This is a genomic window from Thalassospira lucentensis (genome assembly GCF_001613805.1).
Classification (GTDB): domain Bacteria; phylum Pseudomonadota; class Alphaproteobacteria; order Rhodospirillales; family Thalassospiraceae; genus Thalassospira; species Thalassospira lucentensis_A.
Genome location: NZ_LPVY01000021.1, coordinates 441138 through 459970, shown reverse-complemented (window position 1 = coordinate 459970; position 18833 = coordinate 441138). Strand labels below are relative to the sequence as shown.

Below are 18833 nucleotides of genomic sequence, written 5' to 3'. Positions count from 1 at the left end.
GATTGGACCGTCAGGCAAATCAGGTTTCCTGATAAAGCCAGTTGCGAATGATCGACAGAGCCTCTTCCGGATGCTTCTCGACAATCTCGCCGATCTTCTTGACCGAGGAGGCTTTCACACGACCTTCGACCTGCGACAGGTTGATCAGTTCTTCGCCATCTTCCATGCCCGGTGCCATCGGAACCGGTGATGGTCCTGTCAGGGCAGGGGTGCCTTCTGCCGTCATGTCCTCGGCCAGCAGCTGACGCTGTGCCATATCGGCGGCACTTGGCAGTGTTTCGAAGGCACGGGTCAGAAGCGGGCGAACCACCAGAAGGATGACCAGGATCGCAACGATGGCAAGGACCAGCATCTCGGCGATACGGAAGATTTCGGCTTTGTCGAGACCAAGGAACGTTTCGACATCTTCATCCGGGAACAGGTCTGCCGTGTCGGCAAATCTCATATTGATCACTTCGACCTGATCGCTGCGTGCCGGGTCATAGCCGATTGCACTGCGGACAAGGGCTGCGATCTTCTCCAGGTCTTCTGGGGAACGTTCCTGATAAAGCCGTTCACCGTTTTCATCTGTCGTATAGGTACCATCAACCAGAACCGCAACGGTCACACGGGAAATTTCGCCAATTTCCTTGACCTTTGTCGTGGTGGTTTTGGAAATCTCGTAGTTGACGGTTTCCTCGGACCGGGTTTCCTGGCTGCTGGTGCCTGCTCCCTGTCCGGCGTCAAAGTTGGCGTCAGGCAGATTGTTTTGCAGCGTTACCGGGTCGGTACCCTCGGTTTCGCTGTTGGTGGAATTTTCGTCGATCGTCTGGCTGGAGCGTACAACCCGTTCGTCCGGGTTAAACCGTTCATCCGCCGTTGTGACCTTGTTGAAATCCATTTCAACCGAAACTTCGGCACGGACTTCGCCATAACCAAGGGAACGCGACAGAAGATCTTCGATCGTATTGCGCAGGCGCGTTTCGTTGCGGATGCGCATTTCATCGGCGGTCTGGGTCAGGAAGGTTGATGATTGCTCTTCGCCCTGACCGCGAGCCAGAAGGCGACCGCGTTCATCAATGATCGAAACCTTGCTTGGGGTCAGTTGGGGCACCGCCGCTGCAACAAGATGCTGGATGGCAATGACCTGTTCGGGTTTCAATTCTCCGCCAGCCATTTTAACGGCGATGGATGCGCTTGCTTCCTGTGTTTCACGCGAGAACATCTGGCGTTTGGGCAACACAAGATGAACACGCGCCTGCTGCACGGACTGTATGGCCGTGATGGTACGTGCCAACTCGCCCTCAAGGGCGCGGACATGGTTGATGTTCTGCTCAAAGCTGGTCGCGCCAAGGCCGCTGCCATTGTCGAAAACTTCATAGCCGACGGAACCACCCGTCGGCAAACCGCTTTCGGCCATCGACAGGCGCATGCGATTGACCTGATCGGCCGGGACCAGAATTTCGGTGCCGTTATTCAAAAGCTGGTACGAAACCTGCTGTTCTTCTAGCCGGTTGACGATCTGGCTGGCGTCCGCAGGATTAAGATCGCGATAAAGCAATTCCATATTCGGTGCCGAGACACGCAGAATAAGGAATGCAAAAAACACAAGCAGCAACACCCCGACGCCACTAATGGCCATCAGGCGTGTCGGTCCAAGACCTTTAAGCGTTTGCAATAAACCGCCCACGTTCGACTGCTCCGGATCGATTGTTACCACTGTCCCCAACACCGGCAGATGTCCGCACAATAGCTACCGGTATCATCAACGAATAGAAGCGCATATTGAAGAACAGGTTAACGACCGGCAATTATTGCCCAGTAATGTGTCCAAAATTCGCCAGTGATTTGAATCATTTGCATCTTTGGCGAGATCAATATGCTGCCCATTATGTAGGTATTTCGTGCCCCAAAAAGAAGCCCGGCTGAAAAAGCCGGGCGAGTCCCTGTAAATATGCAGTCCATCGGGGCAGCAAAGCCGCCCCGATGGTATCAATCAGTTACCGTTTGATACGGATCAGCTCGTCGAGCATTTCGTCAGTCGTGGTGATCGTCTTGGTGTTCGCTGAATAGGCGCGCTGGGTGATGATCATGTTGGTGAATTCCTCACCAAGATCGACGTTCGACCCTTCAAGAGCGGATGCGACAACGTTACCTGCACCATTCAGGCCCGGTTCACGCAGCAGATAGTCACCCGATTCACGGGTTTGGCGATAAACGTTACCGGTATGGTTTTCCATTTCATCAGGGGCTTCGAAGGTTGCAATAGCCAGTTTGTAGACCGGACGTTTTACCCCGTTGGCGAATTCAACCTGAAGGAAGCCTTCTTCGGTGAAGGCATAGTTCACCATGGTGCCAGCCTGGGCACCGTTCTGGTTGATGAAGTGGGTGGTGTATTCGACAAGGTTACCGTTGGCATCGGAACCGGCAGCAAACTGGGTGATACCGTTGCCAAGGCCCAGTGTACCAAAATCAAGGGTAAAGGCGGAGTTTGCCGAACCGTTGGTCCAGGTTGCCGAGATGTCCTGATCGACAAGGCTGGTACCCGCATTATCGGTAAAGGTCTGAAGGTTGCCAGAACCGTCAAAGGTCATGATGCCGGACTGAATCAAACCATCCGGATGTGTTGCCGCATCAAGTTCACCGGTGCCGGTGGTCCCGATAAGTTCAAATGCCCAGCGGTTCTGACCAAGTTTCAGGACCTGAAGGTTGACGGTATGGGCCGAACCCAGTGAGTCATAGATCGTGACAGGCATTGAGTTGTTTTCGGCTGTCGCTCCGGACGCTAGGTCACCACTGTTATAGGTAGCGGTCAACGTCGCCGGGAAAGGTCCGGTGAAGCCAAGTGCGGTCAGCGGGGTGTTGTTGTTGTTGGTAATTACAACATCCTGATCAGCGAACGAACCGGTGATGGTCAGGGTGTCGTTGGTGCCGGTCGAGGTTGCAGTTGCAGTCACACCGGTAACGGCACTGATTTCAGCTGCGATATCGGCAAGCGTTTCACCAGCGTTGATCGTGATTGTAGTGGTGGTACCGTTATAGGTGATGTCGAAAGAATCACCCGCTGCGATACCAGCCTGACCTGCAAGGGCAGCTGTACCGTCAACGCCAAGGGTTGTCGAAACATTGCTTCCGCCCGTTAAAGCTGTTTCATCCGAGTTCAGGTTTGCACCGAATTCGATAGTGGTCGTCGACGCGGCTGCAGTCAGGATCGAGTTGATATCAAGAACCTGCAGATCAGTAACAGCCGAGCTGTTCGAAGAGGTAACAACACCGTTCCGGTTCAACAGCTGACCGTCACGGTCAGTTGCCCAGCCCTGAACGTAGTAACCTGCCGTGTTGCGCAGGAAGCCGTCATCATCCGGCTTGAAATCGCCAGCACGGGTAAAGAACAATTCGTCATTGGTTCCAGGTGCGGCGGTATCGCGCACGATGAAGAAGCCGTCGCCGGAAATTGCTGCCGCTGTGTTGGACGAGGTTGCCTGCAACAGGCCCTGTTTGCTGATCAGGGCAGTCGGATGGAACCGCACACCCCCGGGGGTGTATCGGGTGTCGGTTGCGGATTCAGTAACAAGCGTCGAGAAACGCCCAATTGTACCCTTATAACCGATCGTGTTGAGGTTCGAGATGTTATCCGAAATGACGCCCAGGTTTTGCGACTGGGCATTAAGGCCGGATACACCGGAAATCATTGCACCAAAAAGGCTCATTTTTATTCTCCTGCACTTACAGGGTGTTGATCAAAATCCGGATGAGAGCCTTCAGGCTGCTTCGTCCTGTTCGTCAGTTCCGGGATTATTATTGTCGCCATTATTCTCACCGGTCTCGGTTCCGGTATCCGTGCTGTTCGCGCCAAGCTTGACGTTAGTCAGGGTTCCAAACGGCACAGAAACGTCACCGATACGCAGATAAATATCGTCATCACCAATATCGACACTGTCGACATTGCCAATGATGCCAATCGCCATCGAGGCGGGTTTGCCTTTTTCGTCCTTGAAGGTATCACCGTTGGCAGCCATCGGTTTAAGCACAAGGGTGTAGGCTCCCTCGGCCTGTGCGACGCCACTATTGTTCTTGCCGTCCCAGGTAAAGTTCTGGAGACCGGAAACGTCGGTGAGATCTTCGGAATAAACCGTCTTGCCGCTTTGATCCTGGACCTGCAATTGCAGGCGCGGAACTTCCGGCGAGATGTTGTATTTGTATTTGAGCTCGCCACCATCTTCGAGCCAGTTGGTGTCGCCAACCGCTTCGATCTCTGCCCCAACATATGACAGGGCGGAAAGCTGACGCTGCTGGCTTTGCATCGCAAGCAGGTTTTCAAGGTTCTTGTTGCTCTGAATCCCTTGTTCGACCTGGGCGAACTGGCTCAGCTGGTCAGTGAATTTGTCACTTTCCATCGGCGAGGTCGGATCCTGATTCTTGAGCTGGGTGGTCAACAGCGTCAGGAATGTGTCGAAGTTCTGGGCCAGCTGGCTGGCGGAGCTGCTGGAGGCAGCATTCGTATTGTTTCCAGCCACGCCAATATTGGTAGTTGATGAAACGGTCACAATCCTGTTCCTCTACCTTTCCTAAATCCGGATATCAACGAGGCCGTTGGGATTGATCCCGTAGCCAATCGCGACATGTTCTGCGAGTTCGGCACCGCTCATGACGTCACCTTCGTCAGGCGTGCTGCCAGAATTGTTTGCCATACGGGATTGGCCGTTGCCTTCTTGGCTTTGGCCACCTTCGTTCCGATGTTCGAAGGTAAAGCTTTGGCTATCCGCATTCAGACCTGCATCTTTGAGGGCCTGCTGCAAAGCACGTGAATCCTGTCGCAGCATATCGAGAGTTTCACGGGTATCTGCCTGGATAACTCCCTGAACGCGACCGTCATGGCTGATTTCCAGTTTCACATCGACCCGGCCAAGATGTTCAGGGCGCAGTTGAACAGAAATTTTGTCCACACCCTCGCTGGCGGCATTGCGGATATGCACCGCGACCTGCTGCTGCACCTGTTGGGCGGGGGCATGGCGTGCTGTATGTGCTGTCTGACCAGCGGCATTGCCCTGGGTCAGGGTGTTGTTGCCTGCAAGCTGGCCATTACCAGCCTGCACAGTGCCATCGGTCGTCCCGGTTGCACTAACGATGGACGTTGCCTTGCCGGTGGTTGCAGTTTGAGGTTGGGCACCTGGCTGCATGTTTTGCAGATTGGCCGCGCCGGCCATGGCCTGCTGTGCTGCCTGATTGGTTGTGGCTGTCGGGTTTGCATTCGCCGAGGTTTGGTTGCCGGTACCTGAATTGGCATTCGCAGTATTGTTACCGGTCGTACCCTGTGCGGTTTCGCTAACCGATTTAACGGTGCGTTCACCACTCATGGAGTCAACGATCTTCGAGAGGAAACTGTCGTTATCTCCGACACCTTCGGTGCTGCCATCAACGCCGTTCAATGCCGACTTCGCTGCTGCACCTGCCGCCGGTTGGGAGAGGGCCGTAGAACTCATCAGGCCGTCGGTTGTTCCGTCGGTATTCTGTGCGGGCGTAGCAGAACCAGGCTGAGTAGCAGCCTGTGCTGCCGAGGCTACGACCGCGCCAGTTTGAGTTGCCAAGTTCGGATTGGCTTGCTGAGCCGCCGGATTTATAACGGGGATAGCTGCCAAATCAGGATCAGCGGCTTTATCACCTTGTGGTGTTTCTACTGCGGTATCATCTTTCACTGCAATTTGTTCACCGGAGGTGACTTCTTCTTCCGGACTTTGGGCAGATTCGGAATGATCATTCGGGGATGTCATATCACGTTCGTTCCGGTCATCCATTGCCGGATCGCTATCTGCCACGTCAGCACTGTCTTTTGTGTCATACGCATCGTCATGCTTGTCTGCGGCATCCCGGTGATCATAATGGTCATCGTGATCGGTGCGTGTCTCGTTCCGCGGGCTATCGGGCTTGCTGTAATTGTCGCGCGATGACGAATTTGCTGTGTCGCTGCGCTTTGCATCCTCGTCATGACGGATTTGTGTCTGGGCAGTTTTTGCCGCGTCATGACGGATTTGGGAATTGCGTTCTGCCCAGTTGTCTGTGACCTGATCCATCACGTCGCCAAAGGACACATCGCTGCTGACAGACGCGGTCTGGCCCGGGATGGATATGGTAGGTGATGCCGATCTGATAATCGCAGAGCTGTTCATGACATGGTCCTTCTCAAAACAGTGTCAGAACATTTGCAAAAGGCGGGCCAGTTTTGAGTGTTCCGGATTCATGCAGGGAATCAGATGTTTAGTTAGTCGGTTTAGTTTAAGGGTATTTTTTGCCGAGTAACTAATGGAGAAACACTCTATTTAACCAACGGCCAAGAAAAACCCCCGCTGCTGCGGGGGGGATTGTTAAGCTAGAACCATCAGGCAGATATAGATACCCCAGGTTTCGTAGGCTTGTCGTCGGTTTCGAAGGAACCATTGGTATCTGACGGAGGTGATTTGTATGTCGAACTATTCTGAGTATCTTGAGCAACTTGTATTGCCTGGCGCAATTCGCTCTCGCTTTTTTCAGACAGTCTGGCCCAAGAGTCCCGCAGCGGGCTTAGCAAGTCGATAACCTCTCTCGCCGCCTCGGCATTGTTATGTCGGTCGACATCCATCAATCGGATCAAAGAAAAACTGTAAATGCTCTCAAGATTTGCAGCAATCTGGCCACCCTGTTTCATATCCAAAGTATTTGCCAGATGCGCAATAATTTCTTGGGCTTTGCAATTAGCATTACATCGTGCCTGAATATCACGCTTTTCGACTGCGTAAATTGCTTCCTGCAGGCAGGAAATGGTTTTCTCATAGAGCATGAAAACCATTTTAGCCGGTGAAGCCGTGTTTACCTGCTGGTTGCCATATGCACGTGCTGCATGCTCGTTCATGCTACACTCCTTGGTATAAAATACGTCCCACCAGTGTGCATGCTTAGCAAGAAAAAGTTAACTATCCTCTTTGCCTGCTGCCATCAATTCATCGAGAGAACTCTGTATGTTCTTCATTCTAGCCAAAGCTGTTTCCATGGCAATGAACTTGTCCATAAGAGTTTCCCGCTGGCCGACCAGACGCTCGTCAATTCGATCAACTTTATCCTGATAGGCTGTATTTTGCTGCTCTAGCGTCGAGATTTCTTGCGTCAATGTACCTGTGTCGGTATCGAGAGCTTTATTCAGTTCAAAGAAAAACTGTGCGCCAACACCAACACTTGTGTTCACAGTCGCAGTTTCATTCGTGTTGCCTGAGCCACTGTAGAACAGTTTGAGGCCGTTTTCAGTAGTGATATAGTTACCGCTTACGGTTGCTGCAACATTCTGTGCGCTTGCATCACCGGTTATAGAATATGTTACACTGGTAATTGTTCCGCCAGATGCCTGAATATCGAATACGTACTCACCTGCTTTAGTATTGTTGGTGAAGTTTGTCATCGACACATTGGGATTGTCGCTGCCCCCTCGGAAATTGAACAATTCCATCACTTCGTCCGGCTCGGTCAGAAGTGCCTGATTCAATTTTGCATCATCAATTTTCAGAGTGTTAAGCAGTTTAGGGTCTGAGACTTCAGCATTCGGAAGAAAATTGATCCCGATTTCAGCAAGCAACGAATAGTCAGTTTTGTTCGCTATATCAGTGACGCCGTTAGCTGGTGTGCCAATGAGTTGACGTAATGCGGACTCGACGCTTTTAACTGCAGAGTTACCAAGCAGTATCGCATCTTCGGATGCCTTGCTCGTGGCTGAATCAACATAGGTCTTTTCGTTGATGAAGGTTTGCAGAGCGTTATATGCATCAACAAAACCTACAATTGCTTCTTTTGCTTGGTTTAGATCCTGTTCGACTTCCAGTGCGATCGTAGTCCCAGGTTCTGCAGCAAACAGACTGAAGGTGAGACCATCGACGAGGTCTGTCACCTCGTTTGAGCTTCGTGTAATTGTAACTCCGTCCAATTTGAATTGCGCGTCGTTACCAATATCCACTTCATTTGTCACATTAATGGTTGTCGCATCACTGAGAATTCCGAGGTTTTGCAATACTGATCCACTGTCATCAGACAACGTCATTCTGTTTGCTGCACCCTCTTTGGTCGAAGTCAGGATCAGCGACGTTTGGCCATCTGCTACCTTGACTAGTGAAGCTTGAATCCCTGTGTTTCCCTTAAGAGCATTTATTTGGTCTCGGATGTCCTGCAACGAATCACCGGCTGAGACGGTAATTTGTGCGCTGCCGATTCCTCCGCCGATAGTAAATTGTCCGGTTCCGATCACACCCGTTGCATCGTCAGCTGGGTTAGCTGCAATCACATTCCCGGCAACTTTATGTTTGGATGCGATTTGATCAATTTCGAGACTGTAGCTACCAGCTGCGGCTGCATTTGTCGCCGTAACTCCGACGAGCTCCGCTGCTGAAGATGCGGATCCGCCACCGTTTGAAGATGTGGCGTAGACCTGTTTCGATTCAAATATGTCTTTGGATTTATCGAAGCTTGTTGCACCGTAGAGTTTCGACAGAGAGTCTTTCATGGCTGTTACGAGGTCTTGCATCTCGCGAAGCGCTGCAAGTTTCTCGTCGTTTTTCTCGATACGGTCTTCAAGTGTAACGGCCGGAATGCGGCGTGCCGCAATCATCTTGTCGACAACATCGACGAAGTCAATGTTTGAAGATCCACCCGAAAGTTGAATCCTGCCATTATCTCCGACATAGATATTGTTAAGGTTCACGCCGCTCATTTGTCTAGCTCCCTGGGCACGTCGGTAGGCAAATATTTCACTGCTTGCCGTGACTGGAAATCATTACGCAAGAAGCATGCCTTGTCCGGAAAGCCCAATCGCTTGATTAAACTTCTTCGTCAACAATACTGCCTAGATATTCTCGGATTTGAGAGAATAAGTGCTGCAACTCTTTTGACGGAATCTCACGAAGAACTTCACCATTTGAACGATCAGTAACTTTAGCTATAACGCGACCTGTTTCCTGATTGAAGTTCAGTTCAATACGGGCATTACTGTCCGCGAGTTCAGGAATGTCAAGTTTTGCAAGTGCTGCTTGAAGTCTGTGACCTGCATCAGCTTGGTCTGCGCTGCTGTCGCTTTTGGATGAAGATTTTACAGAAATTTGTGAGCCAGCGGCATTGCTTGACGTAGACGATGCGGAACTTGTTGTAAGTCCGGTTGCCTTTTGACTTTGATATGCGCTTACAATTTCCATCTGACCCTCCTATGCCGCTTTTGCGGCAAAGGATAATCCGGATGAAGGATGGGAGGCTAACTCCCATCCTTCCTCGGATATCCGGATTACTGCAGGAGACGCAGCAAGTTCTGCGGCATCTGGTTTGCCTGAGCGAGCATTGCTACGCCCGACTGAACCAGAATCTGCTTCGAGGTGAAGCTGGTCATCTCGGCAGCAACGTCAAGGTCCATCAGCGTAGAACGAGCCGCTTCGTTGTTTTCCTGCGAAGATGCCAAGTTCTGAGCTGCGAAGTCAAGACGGTTCTGACCTACACCAACGTTGGAACGTGCGGTCTGCAAGGTATCAATTGCAGTGTCAATACCTGCAATTGCAGCCTGTGCACCTGCCAAGGTGCTGACATCAAGTGCCGCGACACCAAGAGCAGCCGAACTTACAGAAGTCAGGCTGAAGGAAAGACGGTCAACTGCGGCCGAGTTGCCCGAGCCAATCTGGAATGTCAAGGAGGTCGGGCCGGCAGTTGCCAGAGCATCAAAAGTGTTGTTGGCGGTGATGTCCGTGCCGAAAGCAAACGCCGAGTTCAGAGTAAGAGTAATACCCAATGCGCCGAATTCAACGTCCGCGGTTTCCGCACCGGTCAACGCGGTAATACCGAGATCATCAAGGTCAACTGACTGCGAGAAGTTCGCAGCGTTGGTGTTCGTCAACGTCATCGTGTTGGTGGCGTTGTCAAACGTGATGCTGATAGTGTCGTTGGCCGTCAAGCCAGCGTCATTTGCTATCTTGATTGATGCGAAGCCATCTGCGGCTTCGATGTTGGTGCCAACCGCTGCCGGGTCAACGCCAAAGGTGGTCTGTCCAGAGAGAAGTCCGATACCGTTGAAAGTGGTCGAAGACGCAACGCGATCAATCTCGGCATCAAGTGACTGGAATTCGTCGTTCAGGAACCCACGTTCAGTGGTGGACAAGTTGTCCGAAGCAGCTTGAACTGCCAAAGTCTTCATGCGGGTCAGAACGTCGTTGATTGTACCAAGGCCGCCATCTGCAATTTGAAGCATGGAATTGGCCTGGCCAACGTTCACCGTCGCAGTTTTAAGTGCCTGAACCTGAGAGTTCAAACGTGCACCGATTGCCATCGAGGCGGCATCATCACGTGCAGAAACAACGCGAGTACCGGACGACAGTTTTGCAAGGGAACGGGTCGCCATCTCATCCGAATTGCTCAGGTTACGGTGAGCAACGTTAGCGGCGTAGTTGGAAATGATATTAAGAGCCATGATGTAATCTCCTACTTGGATAGCTCAGAATGGCATCCTGCCATTCACGATCTGGCAATATCGCCAGCTTTGCCTTTCGCATTCATCCTGAATTAGAAAGGCGGTTTTCACTAAGTAAAAATATACATACGTATGGTTTTTCTGTCTAGCGAAATTTGCAGAAAATTAAATTGTTTAAAAACATGCATTTAGTTTATGAGGCGGAGTTTTTTGAGGCGAATATTTTCAACTTCTGTGCGATTAATTGGTTCCGATAGCAGGATTCGGACCTTCCATTTTGGAATCGGAACGGCGAGCGGATTTAAGGGCCAGACTAAAAATGGGTAGCGAACTGATTGTGTTCGCTACCCAAACTTTCATGATGTACTTGGAATTCTATCCTTGAAGTAGTCTTAGCAAGTTCTGCGGCATCTGGTTGGCTTGCGCCAGCATTGCCACGCCAGATTGAACAAGGATCTGCTTGGAGGTGAAGCTGGTCATTTCGGATGCGACGTCAAGGTCAAGAAGTGTCGAGCGTGCAGCTTCGTTGTTTTCTTGGGATGAAGCCAAATTCTGAGCTGCAAAGTCTAATCGGTTTTGGCCAACGCCAACATTGGAGCGAGCTGTCTGCAGGCTGTCAATGGCAGTGTCAACTGCGTCAATACCTGCTTGTGCGCCCGCAAGTGTACTAATATCGATCGCCGCAACGCCGAGGGCGGCTGAACTTACAGATGTAAGATTGAAGGTCAGGCGGTCGACCGCTGCCTGATTGCCTGCGCCGATTTGGAAGGTAAGGGAGGTTGGACCGTTTACCGCTAGTACGTCAAAGGTGTTGTTGGCGGTGATATCGGTACCAAATGCAAACGCCGAGTTTAGAGTAAGCGTAATCCCTAGTGCGCCGAATTCAACATTTGCTGTTTCTGCGCCAGTCAATGCGGTGACGCCTATATCGTCGAGGTCTATTGACTGGGCAAAGTTTGCAGCATTGGTATTCGTTAACGTCATAATATTGGTGGCGTTATCGAACGTAATGCTGATGGTGTCGTTGGCTGTGAAGTTGGCATCGTTCGCAATTGAAATTGCAGCAAAGCCATCTGCAGCCTCAATGTTTGCGCCAACCGCTGCCGGATCTACGCCAAAACTCGTTTGTCCAGCAAGCAGTGCGACACCGTTGAAGGTTGTTGAAGATGATACTCGGTTTATCTCGGCGTCTAGTGACTGGAACTCGTCATTGAGAAAGCCGCGTTCCGTTGTGGAAAGGTTGTCGGAAGCTGCCTGAACCGCCAAGGTTTTCATACGGGTCAGAATATCATCTATTGTGGCTAGGCCACCGTCGGCGATTTGGAGCATCGAGTTCGCTTGGCCAACGTTGACTGTGGCTGTTTTCAGCGCCTGAACTTGGGAATTCAAGCGTGCGCCAATTGCCATTGACGCGGCATCATCCCGCGCGGAGACGACGCGTGTACCAGAAGACAGTTTTGAGAGAGAGCGGGTGGCCATTTCATCTGAGACGGCCAGGTTACGGTGGGCAACGTTTGCCGCGTAATTGGAGATAATATTTAGAGCCATGTCATACTTCCTGCATCAGTTGCTCGTGTCGGCATTCCGCGCCTGTGCTGGAAATGCCAGGGAGCCTCTCCAAGATCCCACTTGAGTCTTCCAGATTAGAAAAGTGGTTCCCTGGCGGGCTAATACTACCAAACTCTTGAGCAAAAGGTATGCCAATATGACTGATTGAGTATTAAAAATAGTGCGTTATCTCTGGTTGTTGCTGTCTGGTTTTTGGCACCAAAATTGGTACATGCCCCGAAATGTTTCAGGAAAACGCGCTTCGTAGTCGTTCCAGCGCTTTAATATCAGAGACTCTGGGCAGCCTGCATTCTCATTCCGGAAACGTGTGAGTGTTTGGGGGCTTTGAGTTTCGAAATCGATGAATTTTAGATTCAACTTCTTTAAAGCGTCCTCAATCTGAGGGATGGTGAAGCGATGTTCTTGAATGTGAAATATCAGATCTCTGCATGGGCTCAAACTATAGAAGTCGGCTCTCATGCAAAGTTGAATCAGTGCCTGATCTCCTGTTTCTGCGGCTGAAATGATTTCTTGCCTGCATCTGCGCATGTCATCGGCCGAAGTTGTGTAACCGTGCTTTTGAATAAAGCTTCTCGCAGCTATTACATCAGGGCGTCCAATTTCACTGTAAAGTCCGATCTTCATCAGTCCACCTGGTTTGAGCAGTCTGTTCAATACGGTCCAGCCTTCTAAGGGATCAGCCATATGATGAAGTACACCGCCACACTCAATAATGTCGAACTGCCTATCAAGCAGATCCAGTTTGAGAATATCCCCTTGCAGATACTGAATGTTTTCAATTCCCATCTCTTGCGTTTTACGCCAGGCATAGGAAAGGCTGCTGCGGCTGAGATCAACGGCGATTACTTTTGCATTTTTGAATCTGGTTGCGGTTTGTAACGCGTGTTGACCGGTTCCACAGCCTGCTATCAGGATTTCTGGAATTTCAGGTGACGAGTAATTGCCCAAATTAAAGTTCAAAGGTGCCGAAGTTAGTACATCTTTGATCGTTCGAGAGTCAGTGAAAACCCCTGCTCTGATCCAGCGAGGGTAAGGGTTTTCCTCATATTGTGCCTGTACAGCACGGGACGTGGCATCTTGCACGCCAGTTAGGGCGTGAATTGCCTTTCGTAAGATAAATTCTTGTTCTGGGTCTGTAATTTGGCGTTTAATAACATCGGCAATTTCTTCCGGGTCTATCTTTTCTATGGCAGGCTTTGCCCAGTCAAACTGGTGGAGAGGCAGATAACAACCAATCAAGCTCAGCAAGTAAGGAGGTATTGTTTTTTCAGCCTGAGTTGCCTTTTGAGAAAAGTCGGTCATTTGCCTGAGGAGATATTCCTCTTCCGGGCTCACCGCGTAGGCATATTCGTTGGCGTAGCATTGAAGGGCTAGAGAATTTAGAAAGCCTTGCAACTTTGACAGTTCATTTCCTGCTGCTGCGTAGATCAACAGGTTGCTACGTATATTGGTTAACATGCGCTCAATGCGAAGGTCAGCAACAGGTACAAGTTCGAGCAGGCTTAGAAATAGAGGCAATTTCGATAGTATTTCAGCTGCTTCTAAACAGGCTTTAGTGTCGTCTGAGATTCCTCCGCCAAGCTTGTTAATTATTTCAGAGAAATCTTTACGATGAAGCAACGCGCTAATTATTGGAAACATAATTGACGCCGGGCGATTGTCGCGGCGATTCATTAATTCCAACAGAGCGGTTTCGAGGCTTTCATTCGTGCCTGAGAATGACATGTTTTTTACGCAGTCGCCAAATGCAGTCCAGTGCCTGTTTGCTCCCGGAGCCATGCTAATGGCGCGGCTATGATAAGTTAGCGCTTCATGCCAGCGAGATAGATACTGCAGCGCGATTCCTGTGTCGGTCTGAAGGTCGGCATCAAATGGTTTCAGAGCCAGTGCTTTCAAATAGCTTTCAATTGCGACGTTTGGTCTTTGTTGATTGATCAGAATGTCGCCAATTGCCTTATGAGCTTCAACATTGTTTGGGTTGAGCATTACTGCTTGGCGATAGCAGTCCAGTGCGTCATTGAAATTTTCGATTGTGGCAAGGATTGCGCCAAGGTTTTTATGGGCTTCTGCATATTGGGGATTGTTCTTAATCGCTTTGCGGTAGCAGGAAATGGCGTCTCCAGTACGTCCCTCGGCATTAAATACCACACCAAGGTTGTTGTATGCTTGCGCATAATGCGGAGCAACATTGACGGCTGTTTCCAAAAGTTCAATAGCTTTTGAGTTGTTGCCAGTTTGGTGGAAGACCATTCCCAATAAGTGTAGGGCGATGGGCTGATTTGGTACTTCGGTCAGGATTTGGTGGTATATGGCTGCTGCATCTTGCAGACGACCTGCCCCGTGATGTGTTGTCGCTAGTTTAAGTGCATTTTGCAATTCGTGGGGGAGTGGTGATTCGGGAGTTTTACCGTCAAGAAGATGCTGCTTCTCAGAAAGCGGGGTTTTCTTCATAATTCGGTTATTTTTTCTGCGTTCCGACCTGTTAGCCACCCCAGCATTCCCCGTCAAAGTTTAACGCTTATCCAGTTTTGCCAAGCAACTAAGTTTTGCAGACAAATGTTTTTTCTGGATGTGATGTTTTATATCTTTGTGTATTCAAATTCTTTGATGTCTGGGGCGCGTTAAATATCTTGTTGTACTGGATATTTATCATTTCTCATTATGTATTGCCACGCTACTTGACGCTCAGTATCAACAATTATTGGAGCTTGTAGATTTACGGACATTTTGACGCCACCTTCCCCGTTTGATCGAATGGTTACAACCAAAAGAATTGTCATATGCTCTATTGGGACGGCCACACCTTTGGAGGCGACTTCCAAGTCGTGGTCAGAATACACCCCACTTCTAAGGTCGTAAGGTGAAATAATAAAGGACATGTGTGCATCAGTTAAACTTTGGTAAAGTTTGAACTGAACGTCGGTTTGCCCGGGTATATTGGCTAGTCCAAATACATGATGCTCTGCAAAACCCAACAGACCGATGGGCATGTAGATTGCCTTGTCCCAAGCGAACTCTATATCTCCAAACCGCGTTTCAACTATTACGTTTTCCGGTTGGTTTTCTTGCGCGTTTTCGCTCTCAGTCATATTATTTCCCCGAAAGGCTCTATCAGTAATTAAACCGATGTAACGTTGTCTTGATAAAAATATTCTAAATTCACGAGCCTGTTAGCGCAGGAAGTTGACAAGTGACAACTCTGAAGAGCGTGAAATTGACATAAAGCTCGCCTGAAGTGCTGTTTCATACTGGGAAAGTTCTGCCAATGTCAGGGGTACGTCAACTGTTTCAATGTTCGAAATCGCATTGGCGGCAAAAACGGCAAAATCCTTATGCTGGGTCTCTTTGCGTTCAATCGTAGAAATATCAACGCCAATTTTTGCTTGAATGTTTGGAAGCTCGTCCGTGGCTTCGTTAATTAAGCCCAAAGCAATGTTTAAAGAGGTTGAGTCCTGCGTGGTGGACATAATTTTGAGGCTGCGGATCAGTTTTTCAAAAGCAGGAGCATCAGCTCTTACGCCATATTCAATAGAGTAATCGTCATCTATTCTAGCGGTTAACTGCTGTTGGTCGCCTTTGTAATACGAAACGTCTGCGCGTGGATTTGGGGCATTGAGAGGAGCAAGGACGTTGAAAAGATTTCCTGTAGATAGACCTCCTTCAGCAAACGCGAGTGTTCCGCCAGAAAGATCTTCAACTACGAGCCTGATTGTGCCCGTCCCTGGGTCTGAACGCAGTGACGCGTTAGCGGGAGGGAAGCCGTTAATTGCGGCAATTAGATCATTAACTGTATCGGTTGTCTGGTAGTTGACAGTGTTCCCGTTTACGTTCAAATCACCATTCGCAGTGACGCCCAATGACGCTAGGGTCGCCGTACCTGTCATTGCACTGTTCGTCGAATAATAAGTGTCTGGGATTTCCATGGACGCAATATCAACTGCATTTTGGTTAGTGCGTCCACCTGAAAACAGCGATCTGCCGTCAAGTTGAGTGTTCAGAAGTGACTCAACTTGAGCCAGAGCTTGATTGGCTTCGTTTGCCAGATTGATGTCACCAGCAAGATTGTTGTTTTGTGCCTGAATCAACAGTGATCTCATCTTCACTGTCAGATCACTCATGGTGTCGACGGAAGCTTCCATGTTTTCCAGGCGCAATTTTGCTTGTGTTGCGTTGCTAAGATATTGGCTCGTTTTTCCGTATTCGGACTCAAGGTTCAGAAGTCGTTGCGTGCTATCGGATATACCTGCATATTCACGCGACTTTTGACCGCTTGAGGCTTGGGTCTGCAAATCGGTCACCTTTGCTGCGTTTTGCAACGCTAGGTTTGAGAGCAGCGAGTGGCTGGTATATGTAGCAACGCGGGTTACCATTTTTTCGTCTCCGTGTTCTGCGTCACTTTAAACTGCATTCAGCAAAGCATCAAACAGTTCATCAACGGTCGAAATTACACGTGCTGACGCGCTGTAAGCACGTTGGAAAATTATAAGATCTGACATTTCTTCATCAAGGTTCACTCCTGCCTCATTCTGAATCCTGGTCGATAGATCTGTAACTAGGTTTGTTTGGAAAGAACTGTTGTTCTCCGCGACTGATGCTTTTGTTGCTGCGGTTGCAACAATACCCGCTGCAAAGTCAATCAGCGATGTTCTTTCGGGAGATAGTCCTCCCGCAGCTTCGAACCCAATGTCGGTTCGCGAGAAAGTGTTGCTAAGCGCCAACGCTGCACTATTATCACCCTCGTGAACGCCATAATTGATGCCAAGCCCAAGAACTGTGCTTAAGCTATCTGCTGCATTGCCTCCGCTATCCTGGAAGAAGAAAGCGTCGCCATCAGAGTCTGTTACACGTAGTTTATAGCCACCAAAATTGCTATCAAACACAACCTCGGCTGTGATGTTATTGTCGGTCAAAGTTGCACTATTGTTGATCGCGTTCACGATGTCCTCTAACGAGGAGTTACTGTCATAATTGATATTCACACTTGTAAAATCGCCTGAAATTGTAAGGGTGTAATTCAGTGGGGGCGGAACAAGTGGACCGAGATTTGGAATATCGGTAGCAGGATCGCCAATCGCAGAAGATGATTCATACACATCAGCATTGAGCTGTCCTCGAACAATGCGTGCAGGATCATTCTGAATATTATTAGCGACTGTCATGTTTCCAGCAAGTGTTGGCATATCTTCGGTCATGCCGATTGTACTGGCCATGCTGCCGGAGTCGGTAATGCTCATGTTCGCGGTGTAGCTTATGACAAGCCGAAACCGGTCGCCATCTTCAACCAGATATGCTGTTTCGGCGGCGTCGGCGGCAGTCATGCCTGCGCCTTGCAAAGCCGTCCGTATCGCATCACGAACATCAGTCAGGCTATCTGTTGCTGTATAATTGACCGTTATGCCGGGGGGCGTCAATACACCGCTACCAGCACTAATCACCATGGAACTCGCTGTGACTCCGAGTGCTGACGTAGCGCTACTTTGGGCGGAAGATGTCAAAGTGTCCGAGCGTTTTACTGTAGCAATAAAATCGTTTAACCCAAAGTAATGCGACATGCCTTGACTTCGCCCATCACTGGTGGTGATAGAGCCTGTCATTTCGTTGATTGAAACGCGATTGCCATCAGTACCTTCGATTACAAGTTTGTCGTCAATAATTGATGCAGAAAGATACGAGCCTGCATCCGAAGCGTTAATTGCATCTACAATCCCCTGAACTGTAGCGGGGGTTGTTGGTAAAGCAATATCAGACCAGCTATCTGTGGCTACAAGTTCGCCAGCAGCATTCAAGGCGGCGATACGGAATGTGCCGTTAGCTGTAATTGGATCAGAGCCGTTGATTATGCGATTTCCAGATAAGTTTGCAGGGGGCGGATAGGCCGTCCCTTTGTTGTGTTCTGCATTTATGGCATCGCGCAATTCTCCTGCAAGCTCGACGATTTGATCGTTGAGTTGTGGCAGCTCCGTGTCCCGCATCTCAAAAAGACCTTTCAAAGTCCCTGTTTGGAGAATATCGGTGATATCCTCTCCATCGAGAGTAACGCCCGACCCACCTGTGCCCGGTTCAAAACCAGAAGTCTGATTAAATGCAAGTGTGGCAGGGGAACGGTCTAGCAAAGTGCGGTTGCCATTTGCGGTGAAAAGAACCATCGCACCATCGCTTCGGGTATACGTGGTCACATTCATGATTTTTGACAGGTCGTTAACACGCTGATCACGTTGATCAAGCAACTCTGTCGTTGGCTGATCAAGATTTTTCAGTCGAATAATATTCGTATTGAGTTCAGCGATCTCGCTGAGAAGAGTGTTTGCAGATGCTACTTGCTCAGTGATCTGATCGTCGATGTCATCGCGCATGTCTTGAACCTGGCGTGATAGATTCTTGAAAGAATCCATTACTTGCAGTGCGCTCTCGATTACTTCGACTTTAGGAGAATTTTGCTCGGGGCTGTTACCCATTTGTTCGAAGGCATCAGCGAGATCGCTTATGCGCTGACTGATCGCAGCATCAGATTGGGGGGTGCCAAAGAGAGTCTGAACGCGTTGAAAAAACTCGAAACGTACTTCTTCGCGGCCAGCTTTACCCAATTCATTGCGCATTTCACGCACGAGACCATCATTGACGTTGCGATAAATATCGCCAATTTGCGTACCTGCACCAACCCCGTCGAGCACCAGAGTTTCCTGGCCAGCGATCTTCTTCGAATAGCCGGGGGTATTCACGTTCGAGATATTCGAAGAGGTGATGGAAATGCGGGCCTGTGCGGTATTGAGGCCGGAAATTGCGCTGTTAAGTGCCTGGGTCAGTGACATGATCTTCGCCTTTACCC

The 18833-nt window shown here is 49.7% G+C and carries 13 protein-coding genes; all 13 read right to left on the bottom strand.

What is annotated here, in order from left to right:
- Window positions 1-19: 19 nt before the first annotated feature.
- Window positions 20-1621, bottom strand: coding sequence for a flagellar basal-body MS-ring/collar protein FliF (gene fliF / locus AUP42_RS17790; protein WP_062953013.1), 1602 nt, complete (start codon window positions 1619-1621; stop codon window positions 20-22).
- Between the two features lie 358 nt (window positions 1622-1979).
- On the bottom strand, window positions 1980-3689 hold the full coding sequence (locus tag AUP42_RS17785; protein WP_062952905.1) for a flagellar hook protein FlgE: 1710 nt from the start codon (window positions 3687-3689) through the stop codon (window positions 1980-1982).
- A gap of 51 nt (window positions 3690-3740) precedes the next feature.
- The gene (locus AUP42_RS17780) at window positions 3741-4526 is read right to left on the bottom strand and encodes a flagellar hook assembly protein FlgD (RefSeq protein WP_062952904.1); all 786 of its coding nucleotides are present in this window, start codon (window positions 4524-4526) and stop codon (window positions 3741-3743) included.
- Window positions 4527-4547: 21 nt separating this feature from the next.
- Window positions 4548-6146, bottom strand: a complete 1599-nt coding sequence (locus tag AUP42_RS17775; protein ID WP_062952903.1) for a flagellar hook-length control protein FliK — start codon at window positions 6144-6146, stop codon at window positions 4548-4550.
- A 209-nt stretch (window positions 6147-6355) separates the two neighbouring features.
- The gene (gene fliS / locus AUP42_RS17770; protein ID WP_062952902.1) at window positions 6356-6865 is read right to left on the bottom strand and encodes a flagellar export chaperone FliS; all 510 of its coding nucleotides are present in this window, start codon (window positions 6863-6865) and stop codon (window positions 6356-6358) included.
- A gap of 57 nt (window positions 6866-6922) precedes the next feature.
- Entirely contained in the window at window positions 6923-8704 is a 1782-nt protein-coding gene (fliD, locus tag AUP42_RS17765; RefSeq protein WP_062952901.1) for a flagellar filament capping protein FliD, read from the bottom strand.
- Window positions 8705-8810: 106 nt separating this feature from the next.
- The gene (locus AUP42_RS21260) at window positions 8811-9182 is read right to left on the bottom strand and encodes a flagellar protein FlaG (protein ID WP_082824834.1); all 372 of its coding nucleotides are present in this window, start codon (window positions 9180-9182) and stop codon (window positions 8811-8813) included.
- 86 nt (window positions 9183-9268) lie between these two features.
- Window positions 9269-10438 (bottom strand): flagellin, encoded by a 1170-nt coding sequence (locus AUP42_RS17760; protein WP_062952900.1) that lies wholly within the window; start codon window positions 10436-10438, stop codon window positions 9269-9271.
- A 375-nt stretch (window positions 10439-10813) separates the two neighbouring features.
- Window positions 10814-11986, bottom strand: a complete 1173-nt coding sequence (locus tag AUP42_RS17755) for a flagellin (protein WP_062952899.1) — start codon at window positions 11984-11986, stop codon at window positions 10814-10816.
- Between the two features lie 186 nt (window positions 11987-12172).
- Window positions 12173-14458 (bottom strand): tetratricopeptide repeat protein, encoded by a 2286-nt coding sequence (locus AUP42_RS17750; RefSeq protein ID WP_062952898.1) that lies wholly within the window; start codon window positions 14456-14458, stop codon window positions 12173-12175.
- Between the two features lie 170 nt (window positions 14459-14628).
- Window positions 14629-15096, bottom strand: coding sequence for a flagellar assembly protein FliW (gene fliW / locus AUP42_RS17745; RefSeq protein ID WP_062952897.1), 468 nt, complete (start codon window positions 15094-15096; stop codon window positions 14629-14631).
- 81 nt (window positions 15097-15177) lie between these two features.
- The gene (locus tag AUP42_RS17740; protein ID WP_062952896.1) at window positions 15178-16377 is read right to left on the bottom strand and encodes a flagellin; all 1200 of its coding nucleotides are present in this window, start codon (window positions 16375-16377) and stop codon (window positions 15178-15180) included.
- A gap of 27 nt (window positions 16378-16404) precedes the next feature.
- Window positions 16405-18816 (bottom strand): flagellar hook-associated protein FlgK, encoded by a 2412-nt coding sequence (gene flgK / locus AUP42_RS17735; RefSeq protein WP_062952895.1) that lies wholly within the window; start codon window positions 18814-18816, stop codon window positions 16405-16407.
- Window positions 18817-18833: the final 17 nt, after the last annotated feature.

Coding starts and splice junctions, on each gene's coding strand:
- fliF (WP_062953013.1), bottom strand. CDS start 1,621: ATGGCCATTAGTGGCGTCGGGGTGTTGCTGCTTGTGTTTTTTGCATTC.
- AUP42_RS17785 (WP_062952905.1), bottom strand. CDS start 3,689: ATGAGCCTTTTTGGTGCAATGATTTCCGGTGTATCCGGCCTTAATGCC.
- AUP42_RS17775 (WP_062952903.1), bottom strand. CDS start 6,146: ATGAACAGCTCTGCGATTATCAGATCGGCATCACCTACCATATCCATC.
- fliS (WP_062952902.1), bottom strand. CDS start 6,865: ATGAACGAGCATGCAGCACGTGCATATGGCAACCAGCAGGTAAACACG.
- fliD (WP_062952901.1), bottom strand. CDS start 8,704: ATGAGCGGCGTGAACCTTAACAATATCTATGTCGGAGATAATGGCAGG.
- AUP42_RS21260 (WP_082824834.1), bottom strand. CDS start 9,182: ATGGAAATTGTAAGCGCATATCAAAGTCAAAAGGCAACCGGACTTACA.
- AUP42_RS17760 (WP_062952900.1), bottom strand. CDS start 10,438: ATGGCTCTTAATATCATTTCCAACTACGCCGCTAACGTTGCTCACCGT.
- AUP42_RS17755 (WP_062952899.1), bottom strand. CDS start 11,986: ATGGCTCTAAATATTATCTCCAATTACGCGGCAAACGTTGCCCACCGT.
- AUP42_RS17750 (WP_062952898.1), bottom strand. CDS start 14,458: ATGAAGAAAACCCCGCTTTCTGAGAAGCAGCATCTTCTTGACGGTAAA.
- fliW (WP_062952897.1), bottom strand. CDS start 15,096: ATGACTGAGAGCGAAAACGCGCAAGAAAACCAACCGGAAAACGTAATA.
- AUP42_RS17740 (WP_062952896.1), bottom strand. CDS start 16,377: ATGGTAACCCGCGTTGCTACATATACCAGCCACTCGCTGCTCTCAAAC.
- flgK (WP_062952895.1), bottom strand. CDS start 18,816: ATGTCACTGACCCAGGCACTTAACAGCGCAATTTCCGGCCTCAATACC.